At 58.4% G+C, this 21,713-nt stretch carries 16 protein-coding genes and 2 pseudogenes; 5 read left to right on the top strand and 13 right to left on the bottom strand.

Features of this window, described 5'->3' with window-relative positions; translation table 11 throughout:
- Positions 1-2: 2 nt before the first annotated feature.
- Positions 3-656 (bottom strand): beta/gamma crystallin domain-containing protein, encoded by a 654-nt coding sequence (locus tag C4J89_RS10670; protein WP_124403781.1) that lies wholly within the window; start codon positions 654-656, stop codon positions 3-5.
- Between the two features lie 49 nt (positions 657-705).
- On the opposite strand from C4J89_RS10670, the gene C4J89_RS10675 reads away from it, so the two are divergent.
- The 4 genes and pseudogenes from C4J89_RS10675 to C4J89_RS10690 form a co-directional block, all read left to right on the top strand.
- A complete protein-coding gene (locus C4J89_RS10675; RefSeq protein ID WP_124403782.1) occupies positions 706-999 on the top strand; it encodes a hypothetical protein in 294 nt (97 codons plus the stop codon).
- A 131-nt stretch (positions 1,000-1,130) separates the two neighbouring features.
- A complete protein-coding gene (locus C4J89_RS10680) occupies positions 1,131-2,462 on the top strand; it encodes an APC family permease (protein WP_256657896.1) in 1,332 nt (443 codons plus the stop codon).
- 83 nt (positions 2,463-2,545) lie between these two features.
- Positions 2,546-2,995 (top strand): annotated as a pseudogene (locus tag C4J89_RS10685) (SDR family oxidoreductase); the annotation flags it as partial.
- Positions 2,996-3,456: 461 nt separating this feature from the next.
- A pseudogene (locus tag C4J89_RS10690) lies at positions 3,457-3,717 on the top strand (integrase); the annotation flags it as partial.
- A gap of 192 nt (positions 3,718-3,909) precedes the next feature.
- Here the strand turns inward: C4J89_RS10690 and C4J89_RS10695 are convergent.
- The 11 genes from C4J89_RS10695 to C4J89_RS10745 form a co-directional block, all read right to left on the bottom strand.
- The gene (locus C4J89_RS10695; protein ID WP_124414355.1) at positions 3,910-9,123 is read right to left on the bottom strand and encodes a dermonecrotic toxin domain-containing protein; all 5,214 of its coding nucleotides are present in this window, start codon (positions 9,121-9,123) and stop codon (positions 3,910-3,912) included.
- A gap of 2 nt (positions 9,124-9,125) precedes the next feature.
- Positions 9,126-9,308 (bottom strand): hypothetical protein, encoded by a 183-nt coding sequence (locus tag C4J89_RS10700; protein WP_124414356.1) that lies wholly within the window; start codon positions 9,306-9,308, stop codon positions 9,126-9,128.
- A gap of 171 nt (positions 9,309-9,479) precedes the next feature.
- Positions 9,480-10,562, bottom strand: a complete 1,083-nt coding sequence (locus C4J89_RS10705; protein WP_124362297.1) for a chemotaxis response regulator protein-glutamate methylesterase — start codon at positions 10,560-10,562, stop codon at positions 9,480-9,482.
- On the bottom strand, positions 10,525-11,058 hold the full coding sequence (cheD, locus tag C4J89_RS10710; RefSeq protein ID WP_124406860.1) for a chemoreceptor glutamine deamidase CheD: 534 nt from the start codon (positions 11,056-11,058) through the stop codon (positions 10,525-10,527). The genes C4J89_RS10705 and cheD overlap by 38 nt, the downstream gene beginning before the upstream one ends.
- On the bottom strand, positions 11,055-11,864 hold the full coding sequence (locus C4J89_RS10715) for a protein-glutamate O-methyltransferase CheR (protein WP_124362299.1): 810 nt from the start codon (positions 11,862-11,864) through the stop codon (positions 11,055-11,057). The genes cheD and C4J89_RS10715 overlap by 4 nt, the downstream gene beginning before the upstream one ends.
- A gap of 9 nt (positions 11,865-11,873) precedes the next feature.
- Complete coding sequence (locus C4J89_RS10720; RefSeq protein WP_124366576.1) at positions 11,874-12,413, bottom strand: chemotaxis protein CheW; 540 nt, start codon at positions 12,411-12,413, stop codon at positions 11,874-11,876.
- 36 nt (positions 12,414-12,449) lie between these two features.
- A complete protein-coding gene (locus tag C4J89_RS10725; protein ID WP_124414357.1) occupies positions 12,450-14,105 on the bottom strand; it encodes a methyl-accepting chemotaxis protein in 1,656 nt (551 codons plus the stop codon).
- Positions 14,106-14,134: 29 nt separating this feature from the next.
- Complete coding sequence (locus tag C4J89_RS10730; protein ID WP_124414358.1) at positions 14,135-16,165, bottom strand: chemotaxis protein CheA; 2,031 nt, start codon at positions 16,163-16,165, stop codon at positions 14,135-14,137.
- Between the two features lie 41 nt (positions 16,166-16,206).
- Positions 16,207-16,494, bottom strand: coding sequence for a lipid asymmetry maintenance protein MlaB (locus C4J89_RS10735; protein WP_124414359.1), 288 nt, complete (start codon positions 16,492-16,494; stop codon positions 16,207-16,209).
- A gap of 16 nt (positions 16,495-16,510) precedes the next feature.
- Complete coding sequence (locus tag C4J89_RS10740) at positions 16,511-16,879, bottom strand: response regulator (RefSeq protein WP_124366580.1); 369 nt, start codon at positions 16,877-16,879, stop codon at positions 16,511-16,513.
- Positions 16,880-16,889: 10 nt separating this feature from the next.
- Positions 16,890-18,104: a methyl-accepting chemotaxis protein gene (locus C4J89_RS10745; RefSeq protein ID WP_124414360.1), complete on the bottom strand. Its 1,215-nt coding sequence runs from the start codon at positions 18,102-18,104 to the stop codon at positions 16,890-16,892.
- Positions 18,105-18,886: 782 nt separating this feature from the next.
- Between C4J89_RS10745 and C4J89_RS10750 the strand changes: the two genes are divergently transcribed.
- Positions 18,887-20,188, top strand: a complete 1,302-nt coding sequence (locus tag C4J89_RS10750) for an Nramp family divalent metal transporter (protein ID WP_124414361.1) — start codon at positions 18,887-18,889, stop codon at positions 20,186-20,188.
- A gap of 36 nt (positions 20,189-20,224) precedes the next feature.
- Here the strand turns inward: C4J89_RS10750 and C4J89_RS10755 are convergent, their stop codons facing one another.
- Positions 20,225-21,712, bottom strand: coding sequence for an FAD-dependent oxidoreductase (locus C4J89_RS10755; protein WP_124414362.1), 1,488 nt, complete (start codon positions 21,710-21,712; stop codon positions 20,225-20,227).
- Position 21,713 lies beyond the last annotated feature (1 nt).

Here is a 21,713-nt window from a genome sequence, read left to right on the forward strand (position 1 = left end):
GTTTAACGGACAAATGCGACGCCGTTACTGCTCTCCTTGATATTCTCGATGATAAGTTCGAAGCGATAGTCCTTTCGTTTGACCAGCTTCCAGCCTGCCGGGAAAGTTTCAGGATAAGTGATGAAATTTAGAGAATCTGTCGGCGCATCATACATAAAATAGGCTGCGCCAATTTCCATCGGAACCTTGTTTTTATCAAACAGGATGACAGACGTGACATACATTCTTCCATCATTGGGGATAAGCCCGACAATCTGGAAATCATCATTTACAAGAATATTTACCGGATTATCGATGGTATATGTCTGGACGAAAACATAATCTAGCGCTGTGTTTTCTGAACTGTTCGTTAGTTTAATCGACAGAAGTTGCGTATTTTTCGGTGCCACAACAAATTTGGAAAGTCCCTGAATTTCAGTGATGTCCGATGTGGACTCTGTCCATACTTTATAAATTTGATCAGCTTGTGAGTCCCGAAAGTGTCGCCATCCATGAACCAGACTTTGTTTGCCAATTTTAACAGAGAGAAAAGTATCATTCAGTTCCGATGGAAGCTCATAAACTACTTCCCTTTCTTTATACTCATGCGGCGTACCACTGAAATTTTTTTGTTGATAAAATGTGGCGCCGATTGAGCTATTTTTTTGATCCTTCATATAACGCTCCTTTTTGAGTAAATCTTCCAGATATTAACCTAGCAGGGAATTGGATAAAGCGCAAGAAAAGGCACTGGAAGAAGAGTGCTTTACCCAGGAAGTGGAAAACGGTTGCCATATCGAAGTCAGGGCCCGGGAGCGCGAAGACGCCGATATCGAAGTGTTGGTCAGCGTCTATACCGCGACGGGGCAATGCGTGGTCGAACGCACAAGGCAACTGCCCGGCGCCGAATGGACCGTGCACGACGGGCTCAAACGCGGCATCGATCAGGCGGAACGGATTGCCGGCGGGGAATCGGGACGCTTGCCCTGCGCTGACGCGCATTTGCACGACGACGATTGACGGAGGCGCTGCGCTGGTCTCCCAGCGGAAAACGGAACTTTGGCGGCGCGGGCATTTCCCATTGTAGATAGCCCTGCGTCAGCCGGCCCGCGCCGGATGATCGCTCATTGCAACCCACGCCAGAGCCGCCCATGCCCGTATCCAGCCTGACCCAAGGCGCACCCTCCAAACCGTCCTTGCGCCGCGCCGTGACGGGGCCGATGTTGTTTCTGTTCATCCTCGGCGATGTGCTCGGCGCCGGTGTGTATGCACTGGCCGGCACCATCGCCGGCGAGGTGGGTGGGGCGATCTGGGTGCCGTTGCTGGTGGCGTTGTTTTTTGCCATGCTCACGGCAGGCTCGTACGCGGAACTGGTGACCAAGTACCCCCATGCTGGCGCCGCTTCGGTGTTCGCCGAGAGGGCATTCAAGTCACCGCTGATTTCATTCCTGGTCGGCTTCAGCATGCTTGCGGCCGCCGTCACCAGCGCAGCGGGGCTGTCCCTGGCGTTTGCCGGCGACTACCTGGCGGCGTTCATCGAGGTGTCACCGCACCTGGCCGCGCTGATATTCCTGGCAGTGATAGCGCTTCTGAATGCGCGCGGTATCAAGGAGTCGCTGGGCGCCAACATGGTCATGACCTGCGTCGAACTGTCCGGGCTGCTGTTGGTGGTGGTGGCCGCGGCCTGGTGCATACAGTCCGGCGAAGCCAACCTCGGCCGCGCGCTGGAGTTCAAGGCCGGAGTCAACCCGATGCTTGCCGTACTGGGCGCGGCATTGCTGGCGTTCTATTCGTTCGTCGGTTTTGAAACGTCGGCCAACCTGGCCGAAGAAATACGCGGCGTGCGCAAAGTGTATCCGCGTGCGCTGTTTGCTGCGCTGGTGACGGCGGGCGTCGTATATATGGCGGTCGGTGTCGCCGCTTCGGTGGTGCTGCCGATGGACAAGCTGACGGCCACATCCGCGCCGTTGCTCGAAGTGGTGCGTGCCTCGGGCTTGAGCATCCCGCCCCAGCTCTTCGCCTTCATCGCGCTGGTGGCGGTCGCCAACGGTGCGCTGCTGACCATGGTAATGGCCAGCCGCCTGGCCTATGGCATGGCCCGCATGGGCCTGTTGCCGGAGCCACTTTCGCACGTGCTGCCCAAGCGGCGTACGCCTTGGGTCGCGATCATCGCCAGCACCCTGGTGGCCATCGCCCTGACCTTGACGGGTACCCTCGCGGCGCTGGCCGAGACGGTCGTGCTGTTGCTGCTCTTCGTGTTCCTCAGCACCAACCTGGCGGTGCTGGTACTGCGCCGCGACACCATCACCGAACAGCATTTTCGCGTGCCGACCTGGGTGCCGGTGCTGGCAATTGTTTCGTGCTTGATCCTGCTCAGCCAGCAAAGCCTGGACACCTGGCTGCGCGGTGGCGCGCTGATGCTGCTGGGCATGGCGCTGTACGCATGCAACCGCTTGGCGACACCGGCTGTAGGCCCAGGCTAACCACTCATCTGATCTATATCCCCGGCTGAAAAATCCCTGTAGTGCCCTTAGGGCTTGAACACCGCCAGCAGGCAATTATCGGCCTGGAAGACATCCCTGACGAGGATTGGCTAAAGACCTTTAACGTTAACGTCACTGCGATGTTTCGCATCTGCAAGGCCGCGCTGCCGCACATGGTCCAAGGCAGTTCGATCATCAACACCAGCTCGGTCAATTCCGATGCGCCCAACCCCACGCTGTTGCCGTATGCGGCGACCAAAGGCGCGATCGCCAACTTCACTGCGGGCCTAGCGCAGATGCTCGGCAAGCGCGGTATTCGCGTCAACAGTGTGGCGCCCGGGCCAATCTGGACGCGATTGATCGTATCGACGATGACCGAGGACTCCGTGAAGAGTTTTGGTGGCAATACGCCGCTGGGGCGCCCCGGCCAGCCAGCCGAAGTCTCGCCCATCTATGTGCTGCTGGCGTCGGATGAGGGCAGTTATATCTCCGGTGAACGTTACGGCGTGACAGGTGGCAAGCCTATTCTTTAAATGAAGCGAGGCATTCGATAACGACGACGTAGGCGACTTTCTGGTTGAGCGGCTCAGCCAACGGGGGGGGGCGATGCCGCAGAGGCACTAGCAGCGCTGTTACCGTTGTCCATCACACCATGTACCGTCCGCTTGCTGGTCAGCTTGGATGCTGTCCGCCTGATGGCGATGGACAGGATGAAACGGCACAGCCGGGATCCTGCTTTCTAGGCCTTGATACTCCCAGAAAACAAGTCCAGAATTAAGTCTTTTCCTGCCCAGGAAAGAAAAGAAACCCCTTAGATTTCAATGAGTCGGACGCCAGATACGAGTCTCGTTTCCCGCTCCAAATATCGATCTACAGAGTTCCATGGAATTCTGTAAGTCATTAAAAATAGACGCTTAGGCGTCTTTTTTTGTTCCGCCAAAATCCATCGAAAGCCACGGATATCTGATCTTGAGCGAGGGCTGTGGGCCATTCCGTGCCCCTGTCGACCCAGGCGGTGGAGGTGGTGCGCCAATTATTGAAGAAGGTGCGTCCCGCTCAACGCCACTTGTTGTCCCATCGCAGTAACCTGGGCCAGCGGATCAGTGAAAACACCCTCAATGGCGCCCTGCGTCGGATGGGCTGTATCGATCAACTGACGGGCCACGTATCCGGTGCCACGCTGTCTACCGCGTTGCATGACATTGGCTACCCCAAGCCTTGGATTGACGCCCAGTTGTCCCATGCGGATCCGGACAATCCCTATTCAGAGTTTTCAGCCCAAGTTGCTCTTCGGGTGGAAGGCAAAGCCAGCCAAGAGAAACTTGCGCAGTCCTTTGCGTAGCACACTCTTACGGTCATCATTGAAAAAGACAGCAATATGGTTACTCGCGAGCCGTCGATAAAATTGGCACAACTTGCCATCCGTGCATGCTCTAAAATTTTGGTGCTATGGGGCTGCGTTGCCTTCCAGCGCCCATTCCAAGCTTCCAGTTGGGCTGGGTGGGGTATCCAGCTGGCGACCCAAGCGACTGATCAATAACGCTGTGGAATCGGCATTGCTCAAGATACTGATCACCCTTCGCAGTGGATCAGTGCTAAAAATCTGCCGGGCATCGTCAAGGGTCTGTCCGCCGGTGACCCTTAAAATGTGATGTAGAAGCGAGCCTTCGGGGTCTATCAGGGTCGAGGCTGTTGAGTCGAGGACCTGAAACAACTCATTCGGCGGTGTGTTGCTGGACAGGGGCGCGTTCTGACTCCGCTCCACGAACGCCTTAGCAATTCGGCCTTGTGGCGTGTGGGTATCAATCAGATCTGGATAGGGGTGTACCGACTCTAGATAAGCGATGTCGTGGGTTCCGCTGACATGGTGGGTGAGTTCATGAATGAGGGTGACCGCACGCGCATGGACGTTGACGTAAAACGGTTCTCTCAGCAAGTTGTTGTAATTGAGTGTCGGTTTGAAAAACGCTGCGGTCAGGTAGATGATGTTATGAGTGTCTGGAACCAACGTAAACGCCAACACCTGTTCGGTTCCAGGAGGGGGAGTCATGCGTGACTCCCCCATGACAAAACGGATTGACTGGGCGTTAGTCAATGATGGCTCTGTGAGAGCGTTGTAGATCAGATCAACAGCAAACTGTATGCGTATCAGGTGATCGGTTTCAACCGTCTGGAGTCCGAAGAATTTCTTGATGTGCGTGAGCGAGCGTGTCAGCGCTTGGGGAGCATTGGCCAATAGACGTAAGTTGTCTCTGGCGTTTTTTGCATAGTAGGTGGCCAACGTCAGGGCTTCAGTGATCATCAGCGCTTGTACAGGGTAAAGCGTTCGGATGGCCTGCATGCCGGAGGCCTGGATGTTCATGCTTTGTCGTGCAAAGGGCGATGAGTAGAACCGGTTACTCAGGCGTGATAACGCTCGGCGTGCAGAGCGCAACGGTACCGGGCTGCTGAGCATCCACTGTTCTCGGGTGTTTTTGTACACGTAAGGGCCGATCTCGCGGCCATGACTGATCCGCCACCGTTCACCCTGTTTGGTGACTTGGACGACCTTACCCTCGACGGGAGCGTAATAGTGATTCTGCTCGGATTGGTAGAGTCCAAGGCGGTCAATCTTATTCAGGTCTTGCAGGGCCCTGTCGGTCAATGCATAAGCTTGCAACTCTGTTCGTTCGGGGGCGGTAATATCAAGGGCAGGCCATTTCGCCACAGCTTCGCTTGCGGTGCTTTTGGGGGGAGTGGACAGGATTGTTTCTGGCGAAGAACGGGAAACCTGTTCGCCGGTTTCAGGCATCGATTGGCGCAGCATGGCCAGCTCTGCCACACCACTGATGAAATTATCCATCGCTTCACGCCAATGATGGCCCTGCAAATTCTCGGCAGAAGCCATGAACAGTTTGAAGCTCTGCCAGACGATCCAGGGGTAGGCCAGTTTTCCGGCAAGAAACAGAACCCCTTGGTAAATTGCGCTTTTGAAGATGTCTATTACCCAGTTCCAGTGCGCGTGCGCATTGGTAATAAATTGACAGCCCAATAACATCGTAAGCACTTCAAGATTATCGGTAAACAGGCGGTTGAACAGTGGGCCGGTGATGGGGTTGGAAGTCAAACGCAAAGTGCTTGCTGTATTGGCCGACTGAACGAAAAAGCTAGTCAGCGTCGTTTGGTGTGCGTCCCCAAGCAGCCTGAAAATCCAAGTTTGCAGTTCGCCAGGCCGACTCAGCTCAGTCAGCAGACTCGCTTCGTCCAGGTACTCTTTAAAGTCATGGCTTTGACTGTAGGGGGCATACAGAATATGCGGTCCCTGGCCGGTTGTTGGGCTGATCAGATAGACGCCCGTCACTTTAATCGCAGTACTGGCGGCAGAGGTCAGAAATTCCAGTGGCCGAATAGTAGCGTTGGTATCAATCACGGCGGCACGGGCGATCGCATCCGGCATGTCGAAGACCTGCTGAATAAACCCGAAGGCGGTTTCACTGAGGTTCTTTTGGAGCATTTGCGCATGAGCGTATTGTAAAAGTTGCCAAGGCAGTTGCCTTGCAAATAGTTGCTGGCGTTCTGCTTGTCCTGGAGTTCCGGCGCCCAGCATTGTCTTCAAGTAGGTTTGATAGTCACTACCCAGTGTCAGCGCCTGGAGCTGAATGTTCAGTGTTCTCCCGTCGACCATTGTGGAAAAGAGTTGTGCGCCAGTCGACGTGAAACGTGGGGGAACGATGGCCCTTTGGTCGCGATGGAGCAACGCATAGTTAACTAATGTCACCGTTCGTTGGGCGCCGGCGTTGGAAGTCGTGAACGTTACGTTGATCTGATCAGGGGTCAAGGCGCTTTGAGGGGCGATGCTCCGTAACAGGGTGGAGAGTTTTTTCCGAGTAAAGCTTTGGATGGATTCGATGCCGTGCAGATAATCCTGATTGTCCTGCACATTGTTTCGGTACTGCTCCAGGAGTTCGACGTGGAGCTGTTGGTCTCGCTCAGGGGCCATACCAAGCCATTGAGGCAATGATTGTTGAAAAATCAGGGCTTTGGCAATCGCCATGGCGCGCTTGAGATTGTTCGCCGGTACGCTCTGCGTGATGTGGACTTGCCAAATATTGCGCAGTTGTTGGCTGGACAGTGTTGAACCCAGTATTTGGTTTTGTTCCCATCTCTTTTGATCGGCCCAAGTTTGCTGGTGATGTGCGCCGAGGTTATCTTCAATGAGTTGGAGCGCGCCGAGTGTATAACGATGGCTGGGGAGCTGTAGCGATGGTGCCAGATGCTCTATCAATGCCAAGCGTTCATCAGCGTCAGCCAGGCGTTCAGTCAACTCGGTCTTGGCATGGGCCAATGAGTCGAATGTTTCCAGCCCCAGGGCCGATGTCCACAGGATGGCGCGGCCGGAATACAACACGTCTTGTCCGCCTCGTTCTGTCAGCAAGAAGCAGCCAGTTAATGTCACGGGGGCTGTCAGCTCTTGGCTGTTCAGCGTCAAGGCAAATGCGTCAGGTCTAAAGCCGTTCAGACTGCGGCGCATGTCGCGCTTGTAACTATTCAGAACCTCGAGTATGACCGCCTGGTCAACGGGCAGCAGCGATTGGTTCAGCCCCCTGAGTAGGACTTCCCCCCTCAATCCGCCAGTCAGCGCTGTTTCAAACAGGGTCGAGAGGTCAGGGAAGATATTATGGATGCGCCGCAGATAGTCTGGAAACTGCTTTAAGGCGCTGTCGATCAGTGCGTTAAAGGTTCGTATGTCCAGATTGGAGAGCTTTGTGGCCACACCTGCGGAGATTGCTGTAAATAGCCCGTAATGAGGGGTATTGGGTGCAACCTCCGCCTCTGCACAAAGTCGTTGAAGAAAATACTCCACCATGCTGATGGAAGTCGTCGGTGAGCGCCCCTCAATCTCACTTGGCGGGCCAGGGTACTGGTTTAGAAAAATATTCGAGGCGTGCAGATTACCTCGTTGTGCGTTTGCCATTAGCGAATTGAGCAAGGCTGCGGCGCATTGTTGCAACGTTGGACGGGTTGCGACTTTGCTGTTCACTTCGTTGTCGATACGTTCGAGTTTTTGTAGTTCAGCCTGAGCGGCTGGCAGAACCGAGGGGGGCGGTGACGGGTGCCATGAGGCTGACAATTGAGTGCTCCAGCGACCTTGGGCGTCGAGCTCCAGCAATTGGCGATCAATCATGGCGCGCACATCAAGAAGATTATCGATTGTAGCGTTGATGTCGATTGTGCCCTTGCTTTGGCGGTACAGGTCGAGAGCGAACTCCAGGTTCTGAGCCTGCTTTTCGATGATGCTCTGCGCTAGGCCAGGAAATAGGGCTTCGGTGGTGGGTGCGGTGATGATGGACAATCGGACGAAGTCAATGATGGAGTAGCGTTGTGGTCGAGAGAGGTAGCCCATCCATAGATCCGGCTTTCTCACTGTATTCAACATGTTCAACAAATAAGATTTGAGTCGCGTAAGGTCGTTGAACGTCTGGAAACCCTGGGATTGTGTGTAGAGAAGAATGGCCTGTGGGTTGGAAGTGCTTTCTTGCTGGCTGAACACCAAGGTGCCCGCGAGCTCGACATAGGTCATATCCGAGGACCCCAGCAACGTTTTTTCGATCTTGATGGTAGGCGAGGATGTCATTTTTTCTGTAAGAGGGAGCGCTTGCAGCGCAAGGCGTTGCTGGGGCGACAGATAGTTTTGCTGCTGTTGGTCGAGTAACGCAGCCCGAAATTTGTCGGCCATGGCAATAGCTATCAGGTTCAGCCGTGATAAGCCCGTTTGGCTCTCAGACTTCCAGAATGTGCTGAGTTGTTGGGTGATATGGTATTTCAAGCCGTGGGCAAGTTCTTGTACGGCTCTCTCCCAGTGAAGTTGGTCGTCGGTATGGCTAGCGGTTTGTTCTGTGGAGGTGGGCCATTCTGGATGGCTGTACTGCCTGGTTTCACCCACGGGCCAACTGTTGGCCACAAAATAATCAAGGACAGTCACGCTTAGTGAGCGGCTCGCAATGGGCCGTTTGGTCGATGTCAGCGTGCCGTCCCGAGCCCGTGTGGTTTCGGTGGCGAAGCTGTTTACGCGGGTTTTGCGCTGATCCAGATCTGGAAATCGTATGCGCAATGCTTCGGTTAAATACTGGTCGAGCATTGAAGTAAAACTGGGCAGCATGCCCAGTTCATCGAGCACTTGCTGTGCATTGTCGACCTGATTGTATGCAATGGTACGGTGCAGTGCTTCGAAGACAGCGCCCACGATGGGATGGACGGTGATTGTCAACGCATCATTATTTTTCAGAGTTTGCCGCTGCGCGATGGATAAGTAGCCCGCCAATGCTTCTTGCTGCTCGGAGGGCTTCAACCAGGTACTCAGTTGCGCGAGGACTGTGGCTCGACTCTCAAACTTCTCTAATCCCCGACTAGGCGTGTACAGGAAAACACTGCCATCAGGAGAAGGACTCAACAGACATGCACCTGCGAGCTCAATCGGTGGGGCCCCGAAAGGGGTCACGGCGATAGCTTCGACGTGCATCGGCTGCGGCTGGCCAATACGAGCCGCGTCGTCGGCAAGATAGGCATTGTCAAGCCAGGCCAAGTCCTCCAGCGTAAATTTTCGCGCCCGCTGGCGTTCGGTCAGGTGTTCTCTTGTAGCTAGCGTTTCAGTGAAGAAGTACGGTAAATCGTTGTCGTCCATGGTCATTGGCTCAAAGCAGTAAGGGGCGCGGCTCTTGAACCGTTTCCGTTCGGATGAGCGAGAGATTGTCCACACAACTTTGCGAGCCTGAGCAGTACATATTTAGTCCGAAAACCATAGCGACGGCGTTGACCGGACTGGTCTTCCACCCCCAGATCGGTGATCAGCTTGCCGATGCCGATCATGACCGGGTTTCTGCAAGGTCTTTATCGCCTCGACAATCGGTTGCACGCGCAGCCCAACGGCGGTGCGACAATTCGACAAGCCCGCTCGCCACAATAGCCCTATCTGCCGGGCGTTCAGCGTTCAACCTTGAGCCAAAGTTGTAAAGACACCTATACCTTTGGTGCTCAGGCTCACTTATACAAAATCGCCTGATGAATATTCTCCAACGCCATGATGCGCTGGGCGGCGTTGAGCTTGATGGCTTCCTTGGGCATGCCGAACACCACGCAACTGGCTTCGTCCTGGGCTACCGTGGCGGCGCCGGCTTCGAGCATTTCCTTTAGCCCGCGTGCGCCGTCGTCGCCCATGCCGGTCATGATGATGCCGGTGGCGTTCTTGCCGGCGAATTTGGCTACCGAGCGGAACAGCACGTCCACCGACGGGCGATGGCGGTTGACCAGTGGGCCGTCGATGACCTGGGCGTGATAATAGGCGCCGCTGCGGGTCACCATCAGGTGTTTGCCGCCGGGAGCGATCAGGGCGAGGCCGGGCAGGATGCGGTCGTTGTTGCGCGCCTCGCGCACTTCGATCTGGCACACGCTGTTGAGGCGCTCGGCAAAGGAGGCGGTGAATTTTTCGGGCATGTGCTGCACGATCACCATGCCAGGGCACACCCTCGGTAGAGCAGTCAACACGGCCTCCAAGGCCTGGGTTCCGCCGGTGGAGGTGCCGATGGCGACGATGCGTTCGGTGGTCTGGGCCATGGCGTGGCCGTTGGCGGCGGGCAGGATTGCGTCTGCGCTGAGCTTGCCGGGTGGCGCGAGGGCGGGTGTTGGTTGGACGGTTCGTTTGCCCAGGTTCTTGACGTTGGAGTTCGCCGCCGCGCGGATGGCCGCGACCAGCTCGGCCGCCGATTCGATCAGGAAGTTCTTCAGCCCGGTGGTGGGTTTGGTGATGATTTCCACTGCTCCGGCCGACAATGCCTGCAGGGAGGTTTCGGCGCCTTTCTGGGTCAGCGAGGAACAGATCACCACCGGTGTCGGCCGCTCGCTCATGATTTTGCGCAGGAAGGTGATGCCGTCCATACGCGGCATTTCGACATCCAGCACGATCACGTCTGGCCATTCCCGAGCCAGTTTATCCATGGCGAAAATCGGGTCGGACGCGGCGCCCATCACATGGATGTCCGGCGTGTCGTTGAAGATCGCCAGCAGCACTTGCCGTACTACGGCCGAATCATCGACCAACAGCACGCTGATTTTTTTGGTAGGCATTTTTTTTGAATGTTCCCATTGGTTGGTGCCGGACCCAGACGTTGCCGTTCCACAGGTCGAACACAATAGTGCGATAGCCGGTACTGCCCATGTCCTGAGCGGTCAGGTGTAGGTGATGGCGCTCGGCCAGGGCCAGCGCTGCGCGAATATTTAGGCTGGCCACGTCCTGCGCCGGGAGGGGGCGCGGCTGTTCGGGGAACATCTCGCCGCCGCCGAACAGCTTGACCTGATAGTCCTGGGCCTGCGTGCCGTTGGCATGAGCGTGGCGCAGCAGCAATTCGAGCGCCTCGTCGGCATATTTGCCATCCAGGGGCTGACCTTTGCGCGAGCGCGCCGGCAACATGAAATGGCACATGCCGCCGATCAGCCGTTGCGGATGCCAGAAGGTGATCGCCACACAGGACCCGAGCAAGGTACGCAAGCGTGTCGGCCGCGTCGCAAAACTGACTTGGCCCGGCGCCAGCACCACTTCGACCACATCGGCAGGCTTTTTCATGGCTTGCGATAAATCGATGGCGCGACCAGCTTCAACGTGTCGTTGACGCCGTTGAGGCTTTCGGAGTGGCTGATGATGAAGTAACCGCCGGATTTGAGCAGCGGCAGCAGCCTGGCGACCACCTGGCTTTTGGTCTGCTGGTCGAAATAGATCATCACGTTGCGCAAGAAGATCACATCGAACTCGCCCAGGCCGGGCAGCGGTTCGTTCAGGTTGACCTGGATAAAGTTGACCCGGTTGCGCAGGGCCTTTTCGATCAGGAAAGTCCCGTGCTGGCGCCCTGTTCCCTTGAGGCAATATTTGACCAGCAGCGGCTGGGCCAGGGTGCCGGCGCGCTCCATGGAGTAATGCCCGTTGCGTGCCTTGGCCAGCACCTGGGTGCTGATGTCCGAACCGATGACTTCCCAGGGCGTGGTGCCCAGGTTCTCCGCCAGCGTCATCGCCAGGCTGTAGGGCTCTTCGCCCGAAGAGCTGGCCGCGCTCCACACGCGAAACAGTTTTCCCGGCGGCGCCTTGGGCAGCACCTGCTGGCGCAGGAAGTCGAAGTGCTTGGGCTCGCGGAAAAAGTAGGTCTCGTTGGTGGTCAGCAGGTCCAGCGCAACTTGCAGCTCGCCCTTGCGCTGGTCGCTCATGATCAGCTTGAAGTACTCGCCGTAGCTCTGCAGTTCGTAGTGTTTGAGGCGTTTGAACAGCCGCCCGGCCACCAGGGCTTTCTTGGCGGGCGACAGGTTGATGCCGGCCGCGCGGTACAGCCAGGACTGGAACTGGCCGAATTCACGATCATCGAGTGGGCTGGTGTCTGGCATGATCGAGCCTCAACGCGCGTCGAGGTCGAGAGCCAGCGCCTGGCCAGTCTCGGCCAGGCTGGACATCTCGTCGATGGACAGCACTTTGTCCACCTCAAGCACAATCACGAACTTGCCATCGACCTTGGCCATGCCGCTGATGAAATCCGCGCGGATGCGTGCGCCGAAGTTGGGTGGCGGTTCGATCTGTGTCGCCGGGATTTCCTGCACGGCGGAAACGGTGTCGACCAACAGCCCGATATCCTGCGGCTGGCCGTCTTCGGTGATGGCCTCGATGATGATCACGCACGAACGCCGGGTGATCGACGAGTTCGGCCGGCCAAAGCGCGCCGACAGATCGACCACCGGCACCACGGCGCCGCGCAGGTTGATCACGCCGCGCACGAAGGCGGGCATCATCGGCACCACGGTCAGGCTGCCGTATTCGATAATTTCCTTGATGCCCAGAATGCCGATGGCGAACATCTCGCCACCGAGCATAAAGGTCAGGTATTGCGCATCCTCGCCTGCCGCGACGGCGGTATGGCGGGTAGTCATCACTGCGCCCATGTCATTCTCCCTGTGAGCCCGCATCGATTCTTGCGATCAGAAACGGGTGAATTCCGATTCGTCCGGGGCACTGGCCACGTTATAGGCGAAGGCTTTGCGCGGTGCCTGCTGCTCCGCGCGTGGCGGTTGGCGGTCAGGCTTGCCGGCGCTGTCCACGCCGCGGCCTTGAACCGCGGCCTTGGGGCTGGAGTCCAGCACGAAAAAGCTCATGGCCTGTTGCAGTTGTTCGGCCTGGCTGCTCATTTCTTCGGCGGTGGCGGCCAGTTCCTCGCTGCTCGAGGCATTTTGCTGGGTCACCTGGTTGAGCTGGGTCATTGCGGTGTTGATCTGCGCGACACCGGCGGCCTGTTCCTCGGACGCGGCACTGATTTCCTGCACCAGGTCGGAAGTTTTATTGATGGAGGGCACCATTTCGTCGAGCAACTTGCCGGCTTTCTCGGCCATGTCCACGCTGCTGGAGGACAGTTCGCCGATTTCCTGAGCGGCTACCTGGCTGCGCTCGGCCAGCTTGCGCACCTCGGCGGCCACCACGGCAAACCCCTTGCCGTGCTCGCCGGCCCGGGCGGCCTCGATGGCGGCGTTGAGGGCCAGCAGATTGGTCTGGTAGGCGATGTCATCGATGATGCTGATGCGCTGGGCGATTTTCTTCATCGCCACCACCGTCTGCTGTACCGATTCGCCGCCTTCGGTGGCTTCCTTGGCGGCCTTGCTGGCCATGCCATCGGTGACCTTGGCGTTTTCGGTGTTCTGGTTGATGCTGGCGCTCATCTGTTCGACCGACGCACTGGTTTCCTCGACGCTTGCGGCCTGTTCGCTGGTGGCCTGGCTCATCGATTGCGCGGTGGCGCTGACTTGCTCGGAAGCACTGGCCAGGTTATCGGCGGCGTTGCGCACCTCACCGATGATATGCGCCAGCTTGCCGACCATGTTGCGCATGGCGTTGAGCACCATGCCGGTTTCATCCTTGGCACCCGGTTCGATGTGCGCGTTGAGGTTGCCTTCGGCTAATTGCCCGGCGGCGGTGGCGGCTTGTCGCAACGGGCGGGAAATGATCCGCGCGATGAACAGGGCCAGGCCAATGCCGATCAACAGGGCGACGACCAGCGCCGCAATGATCGACAAGCGTGCGTTTTCATACAGCGACGCGCCCTTGTCACCGGCGACGGTGGCGCCGGCGTCATTGAGTTCGACCATCTTCTGCAGGCGGCTGGTCACCTCATCGAAATGCGTCTTGGACTCCCCCCTGAGCAAACCGCGAGCCTGGGCTTCCTGGTTCTGCCGGGAAAATTCCAGCACCTGCTTGCTGGCTCCCAGGTAGGCGGTCCAGGCACTGTTCACGCTGGCCAGGAGCTGGCGGTCCTCATCATTGGACAGCAATTTTTCGTAGGTGCCCATGCGGGTTTCGAACTGCTGGCGCGCATCGTCGGCTTCCCGTTCGGCCTGCGCCTTCTCCTCGGCGATCTCGGTGCCGATGTGGCGGTTTTCCTTCAAGCGATAGTTGGCGGCAAAAAAGCGCATGCCGGCGGCTGCGCGCATGGAGGGCATCCAGTTGCCCTTGATGTCCTGGGCCGCCTGATTGACTGCACCGAGCTGGTGAATGGCGAAGCCGCCCATGGCCGCGGTAAGCGCCAGGACCACCAGGAATGAGCTGATCAGCTTGGTGGAAATTTTCAAATCGTAGAACCATTTCATCGGGGAACCTCCATGGAATTGCAAATACGTCAGCGAGCAGCGACCGGGGGCGACTGAGGCGCCTGGGCCGTGCGAGCTTCCAGTTGTACGATTTGGTTGAGCAGTGCCGGTATATCCAGGATCAGGGCCACTGCGCCGCTGCCCAAGATGGTCGAACCGCTGATGCCGCGCAGTGCGCCGAACAGCTTGCCCAGGGGTTTGATCACGGTCTGGAACTCACCGAGCAGGTCATCCACCACCAGCCCGGCCTTGTGCTCGGCGTAACGCACCACCACCACATTCTGGCGGCGGGCGGCCGGGCCTTCGTGGCTGAAGTGATGGCGCAGGTCCACCAGCGGCAACACTTCGCCACGCAGGTCCAGATACCCCTGGTCGCGGCTGGAATGGCGCTGGTGATCATCCAGTTCGATGCATTCCTGAACCATGTCCAGCGGAATCACGTAGGTGGATTGGTCGATGCCGACCAAAAAGCCATTGATGATCGCCAGGGTCAGCGGCAAGCGAATGCGCACCACGGTGCCCTGGCCGGGACGGCTGTCCAGGTCGACGGTGCCGCGCAACAACGTGATATTGCGCTTGACCACGTCCATGCCAACACCACGCCCGGACAGATTGGTCACCGCCTCGGCGGTCGAGAAACCGGCTTCGAAGATCAGGTTGTAGATCTCCTGGTCGGTGAGCACCGCGCCGCTGGCCACCAGCCCGCGTTCCTGGGCCTTTGCCAGGATACGTTCGCGGTTGAGCCCGGCGCCGTCGTCGGCGATTTCGATGACGATGCTGCCCGAGTCATGATAGGCATTGAGGCTCAGGTGGCCTCTGGTCAACTTGCCGGCCGCGCGCCGCGCCTCGGCGCTTTCGATACCATGGTCCATGGCGTTGCGCAGCAGGTGCATCAGCGGGTCGCCGATCTTCTCGACCACCGTCTTGTCCAGTTCGGTTTCCGCGCCGCTGATGATCAGGTCGATGTCCTTGCCCAATTCCTGGCTGACATCGCGCACCACGCGGCGAAAGCGGTTGAACGTGTCGCCGATGGGGATCATGCGCAAGTGCAGGGCGCCATCGAGTATCTCTTCCACCAGCCCCGATACCGTCGAGGTGGCCTCTTGCAGCGGGTCGTTATTACAGGAGCGGGCCAGCAGGCTCGCGCCGGCGCTGGCGATAACCAGCTCGCCGACCAGGTTGATCAGTTCGTCGAGCTTGTCGGCGTTGACCCGCACGTAATTGCCATCCCGGTTTTTTTCGCCGGCCGCCGCCACGCGCTGCTGCGCGGGCGGGGCAAATTCAGCGCGGGGGGCCACCTCGGTCGCGGGGCAGGCAGGGGTGTCGACGGGGTCGTCGACGGCGCTGATGCTGACTTCACAGTCGTCACGCACAAAGTCGAACACTTCGTTGAGGGTGGCGTGGCTGGCCGTCGAGCGCAGGTCGATTTCGAACCCCAGGTAGCAGCTTTCCGGGTCCCAGCTGTCCACGGCCGGAATGCCGTCGGTCAGGGTGGTGACCTGCAACAGCGTGCCCAGGGTGTCGAGGTAGCGCAGGAAGGACAACGGGTCCATGCCGTTGCGAAAGACATCCACGCCGAAGCGCAGGGAAATATGCCAAAGCACTGCGTCCGCCGTGGCGTCGTCCACCGCCGCGGTTTCGACGCGGGCAGTCGCGGTCTGCAGCGGCTGATAGGCACTCAGCGCCTCGCGCAATACCTCACCGCGCTCCAGCGCGGCAGGCGTGGGCGCCTCACCGCGGCTGGCGACCACATCGATCAGTTCGAGCATGTGGTCGCCGCACTTGAGCAGCAGCGCGATCAATGCGGAGTCCACCGCTACACTGCCGTCGCGCAGGCGGTCGAGCACATCTTCGACGATATGCGTGAACCCCACGATTGACGCCAGACCGAACAGGCCCGCCGACCCCTTGATGGTGTGCGCGGCGCGGAATATCGCGCCGATGGCATCCTGATCGCCGGGCTCGCTTTCCAGTTGCAGCAGGGATTGCTCCATGGCCTGCAACAGTTCGCGTGCCTCGACGATGAATGTCTGCTGTGCCTGATCGAGATTGATGCTCACCTGGACCTTCCTTGTCGATCAATGAGAGTGGGCAGCGCTGGCTACAACGCGGCGTTGCGACACAGTTCAAGCGCCTGGGTGACCGCCTGGCTCTGGCCGGTCACGCTCAAGGCGGTGCCGGCAATGCCGGCTTCACGCTGGATGACCGCGAGCAACTGCAAGCCGGCGCCATCCATCTCGGTGACCTGTGACAGGTCCAGCTCCAGGCGAGGCGTCGCGCCCGTTTGCGGCAGCAACGCGCTCGCCAGTTCGGCCACGGTGTAAATCGTGAGTTCGCCGTCAACGCCCACGCGGGCGGTGTCGTCGAGTGTTTCGCACGTTATCGGCATGGGGGCCTCCCGGGTGTCAGGGCAGGATCAGTTTGGATACAGCTGCCAGCATTTGCGCCGGCTGGAACGGCTTGACCACCCACGCCTTGGCGCCAGCAGCCTGGCCTTCGGCCTTTTTCGATTCCTGGGACTCGGTGGTCAACATGATGATCGGGGTGAACTTATAGTTGGCCAGCTTCTTGACCTCCTTGACGAAGGTGATGCCGTCCATGTTGGGCATGTTCACGTCGCTGATGATCAGGTGCACTTTCTGCCCGTTGAGCTTGCTCAGGGCATCCCTGCCGTCGCTGGCCTCGATCACGTCGTAACCGGCGCTTTTCAAGGCAATGCCGACCACTTGCCGCACGCTGCTGGAGTCGTCGACCACTAGTACATTCTTCGCCATGAGGGGCTCCTTAAAAAAACGTGATGTCTTGAGAATTCTGTTGCACGGACGCCGCGCCATGGTGCGTGCGCCGTTGTTCATCGGTGGCGTAGGTCGCTTCCATGCGCGCCAGCCACTGCCGGGCGTCGACGGCCACGGCCTGGTCCGGGGACTGGCGGGTCTGCATAAGGTGCTCATGCAAGGCGTGCATGTTGTCTCGCACGTGGCTGAGGATCTGGCTGACCCGGTCCTGGAATTGCAGGTTGACCAGTACTTCGGTCATCTCATCACGAATGCCGTGGCTTTCCTGCTTGAGCAGGTCGGCGGAGTCGGCCAGGCGCCCGGTGATGTTCTGGAAGCGTTCGAGCACCAATTGAATGCTGTTTTCAGAGGCGGCCACCGAGTTGCTGTCCTGGTCGGCACTGCTGGAGGCGGCCTGCACCAACTGGGTGATGGCGTTATTGATGATGTCGACCTTGGCCGACATCTGCTGGCCGGTTTCGCTGGATTTGCTCGACAGGCTGCGCACCGCATCGGCCACCACCGCGAAGCCGCGACCGGCTTCACCGGCCCGCGCCGCCTCGATGGCCGCATTGAGCGCCAGCAGGTTGGTTTGTGCGGCAATCGCGGCCACATCGGCGGCCATGGTGCGCAGTTCGCCGGTATAGGCGGTCAGGCTGCGTACTTGGGCGAGCGTCTGGTCACGGCTGGTTTGAGTGGCCTTGAGTGAGTTGATCACCTGGCTCAGCTCGCTGTCGCTGCGCGCCAGCACCTCCAGCGCGCCGTCGGCGGCCTTGCCGTCCAGTTCGCCGGCAGCCTGCTGCGAGGCTTGTACCGTGTCCTGCAATCGCGCGGCTATCCCGGTAAAACGGTTGGCGAGGCTCACAATTGCGTCTTCGGTCTGCTGGCGCGAGCTTTCCACCTGCTTGGCCCAGATCGGCATGGCGCCCAGCAACACTTCATCGAGCTGTGCCCGCGAGTCCATGCCGCTATGCGCCGCTTGCGCGCCTGACTGATCCGCCAGCGCCCACGCGGTGGCTCGCAGCACTGCGTCACGCTGCGAACCGGCGCTCCAGGCGCACGCACCGAGGCCGATCAGCACCACTACCGCGCAGGCCGCCAGGCTGGCCACAGAGGTTGACTGCAATAGGATCCATATAACGGCGGGCGCCACCGGGATGAAAGCGAACCAAAGAAAGCGCGGATGACCAGGAAGGGGGATGTGGCTGGATTGACGCTGGGCCATGAGTTCGTTCCTTGAACAGTCTTGCGGATATAAACAACATAGGGGTTATCTGCTGTATATAGAATAGCTTTAGCCTGCCGCTGTACCGTCCGTCCGATTGATGATAATTATGTTACTTACTTAGAGAGATATTGGTGGTAGTAAGTAGAAGGAGATGGGTAGGGTTTTAGTGTCCGCGTACGTCTTGATGTTTATCGATTAATCGGGCAGGCAGATTCAAAGTGACAATTTAGTTGAATCGTCGGAAAGTTCGTACCAAAGCGGCCTTATATTTATTGCATTTATTATTATCGCATCGGTTATTGCTACCGTTATTCTCGCGGTGCTGTTGACCAAGAGTATTGTTCGGCCTCTCTCTTAGTTGATTCTTTTACAAATGAACCTACATTGAACGAATTGATTCGAGAGACGAATCCAGTATTGCTCAAGTCGTTGAATGACTCACTGATTGCTTTCTGCCAGTGGTGCTTTGGGGCAGCGGCCAAGAGGGCGGGGGTCTCACAGGTGATTTCTTATTTTTGTGATCGTGGTAGGTCATCCTATGACTGTGCCTGAACGACAGCAATAGCTGCTTTTCTCAGGATTGAAACATATGCCGTGGCTCAGGCGCAGCGTTTGCGTGAATTTGACCCGGTTCAATATCATTTCTACAGCCCGACGCCTCCGCTTTCTGCTGCTGAAACATTTATAAACACTCTCGTTTAAGAATTGTTGTACGACGTCGTATCTATCGTGTTCGACTGCGCTCGTTCTCACAAAAAAAATAAATGGAGATACCCTCTATGACGAGCATTCGTTCCGTCGAAGGCCAGGCTGCGGCGCCCGCGCAAAATCGATTTTCCCGAATACTCAAACTGCTGGGCCCCGGAATCATCGCGGTACTGTCATGGCTGGGCGCAGGTGACCTGATCACGTCGTCCGTGGCCGGTGCCAATTACGGTTACGCCATGATGTGGGTACTGGCGGTCTCGCTGCTCCTGAGATACCTGATCGTAAACATCATCGCGCGCTTCCAGTTGTGCAATAACCAGGGCATGACCATTCTGCAGGGCTATGCCCAACTGAATCCCTTTTTTGCCTGGTTCATGCTCGTGTACGCCCTGTTGATGGGGCACTTGATGAACGCCTACATGATCAAAGGGGCGGGTGAGTCGCTGGCAATGCTGTTCAAAAGCGACCAGCCACTGCTGTGTTCATTGGCGGTGGTACTCGCGGTGTGGATGCTGGTGGGGCGTAATATCTATTCGATGATCGAAGGCGTGATGAAAGTGCTGTTGGCGATCATGACCCTGGCCTTCATTGCCTTGGCCGTGATGTCCGGTCCTGATGTGGTCGGCATCGTCAAGGGCACCATCGGCTTCAGCATCCCGCCGGACGAAGGCGTGCATGGCGCGCTGCTGGTGGCGGTATCGGTTATCGGCGCGGTTGCAGGCTCCATCGCCAACTTCGTGCATCCGTATGTCATGCGCCAAAAGGGCTGGGTCGGGCCGCAGCACAAGCGTGTTCAACGCAACGATCTGCTGTTTGCAGTGTTCGTCGGGATCGTCATCAACCTGGCCATCTGGATCGTCGGCGCGGAAATCCTGCGGCCCAACGGCATCGAGGTGAAGACCTTGAGCGATCTGGGCAAGGCCCTGGAAATGTTCTTCGGCCCGGTGGGTTGGTATGTGTTCTTCATCGGCGTGTTCGCCACCTTGTTTGCCAGCATTTCCGGCAAGACCACCGCGTTCCCGATGCTGATTACCGATGCCTTCCAGCACGTTCGTCCTGAACGTCGCGAAAAGTTCGGCAAGGAGTTTCATCATGACCCGATGCATAAGTGGTTCATGCTGTTCATCCTGGTGACGCCGTTGATCTGGTCGCTGCCAGGCATGCCGGATTTCGTGACCCTGACCATTGGCGTCAGCGCGTTGAACATCATTGGCTTGCCGGTTATTTCCCTGGGCCTGCTGATCATGTCCAACCAGAAGTCGCTGCTGGACAAGCAATATCGCAACAACCTGTTTGAAAACATCGCGTTGCTCTTCGCTACAGGCCTTGCGCTGTGGGTTGCCTTCCAGTTGAGCGTCGATCTGTTTACCTGACAACGCGCCACCGGGGGACGCAATGTCTCTCGGTGGCTAACCTGGGCGCGCATGTGTGTAGCGAACCAGGTAGCTACCCAGCGCAGCCGCCTGATCTTTGCTAAAGAACCCTGCCAGATAGCCATCCGGCCTGACCAACACGGCGCAGCCTTCACCGAGGCCGTAGAACCGGGCGAACTGACCCAGGTGATCTTCGATCTCCAACCCGGGCCCGACGCTGTGAATGTGCAAGCCAGCCCTTGGCGCGAAGTTCGAGGGGCCATTGACCAGCAAGGTCCAATGGGTGCCTTGGAACAGGTTGAACAAACGCGTTGGGCTGCCGCTTGCGCCTCGCACGATGGCATCAGGTGCACGATCGCCTGGCTTGAGCTTGCTGTCGGCAGCTTGCGGGGGGAGCGACAACGTTGAGTGCGGATAGCCGATATCCAGCTGCTGTGTTTCACGGGGCCGTCTGTTATCACCGGTCTTGAAGCCTGCAAGCAGGCGGGTGGACAGGCCGAGCACCTCCGCAGCCACCGGCCGGCGCTCAGCTTCGTAGGTGTCGAGTAGCGTCTCTGGTGCGCCGGCCAATACGGCGGCCAGCTTCCAGCCCAGGTTGTAGGCGTCCTGGATGCTGGTGTTGAGCCCTTGGCCGCCCGTTGGCGGATGGACATGCGCCGCATCGCCGACCAGGAACACCGGCCCCTCCCGGTAACGCTCGGCGAGCCTGGCATTCATGCTGTAGGTGGAGGACCAGGCGACTGAACGGACCGTGATGTCTGTACGTCCGGTGTGCAGGGCAACGCGTTCGGTCAGCGCCGCCGCGCAGAGGTCAACCTCGCCCTCCAGGGGAACAGGTGCCTGGATCTGGAACAGGTCGGTACCGGCCAACGGACAGATCGCCAATGGGCCTGAGCCCCCATCCCCAAACTGGTGCCACACGTCGCGCGACAGTCCAGCCAATTCCACATCGGCCACGATCGCTCGCACGCCCAGGGTCTTGCCCGCAAAGCCAATCCCCAAGGTACTGCGTACGAAGCTGCGCCCACCATCGGCGCCCACCAGGTATCGGGCCTGGAGTGTCTGCTCGCCATCCGGGGCTGCGAGTACGGCGTTGACCCCATCGGTCCCGACCACCATTGCGGTCAGCTCGACCCCAAACGCTGGGGCATGCCCCAGTTCAATCAAGCGCTCGCGCAAGATCGCTTCGGTCTTGAACTGGGGAATCATCAACGCAAGGCGGTACGGCTCTGCAGGTGTGGCCTCGGCAACGCTCGTTACCGGCTGGTCAGCGTGACTGCCATCGGGCGCGTATTTGCGAATAGCCGGATAGATACCCCCTGCGGCCCTGACCCGGTCCAGGATCCCGAGATCTTCGAAAACCTCCTGGGTGCGAGGCTGTATGCCTTTGCCGCGCGAGCCCGAAAAGGGGGAGGGGCGCTTTTCGATGAGGGCAAAGTTCACCCCGCGCCGGGCCAAGTCGATTGCCAGGGTCAGGCCAGCGGCACCGGCACCACAAATCAGGACGTCAACAGAGTCACGCATT

Origin of the sequence: Pseudomonas sp. R4-35-07, from assembly GCF_003852235.1 — a bacterium.
GTDB lineage: Bacteria > Pseudomonadota > Gammaproteobacteria > Pseudomonadales > Pseudomonadaceae > Aquipseudomonas.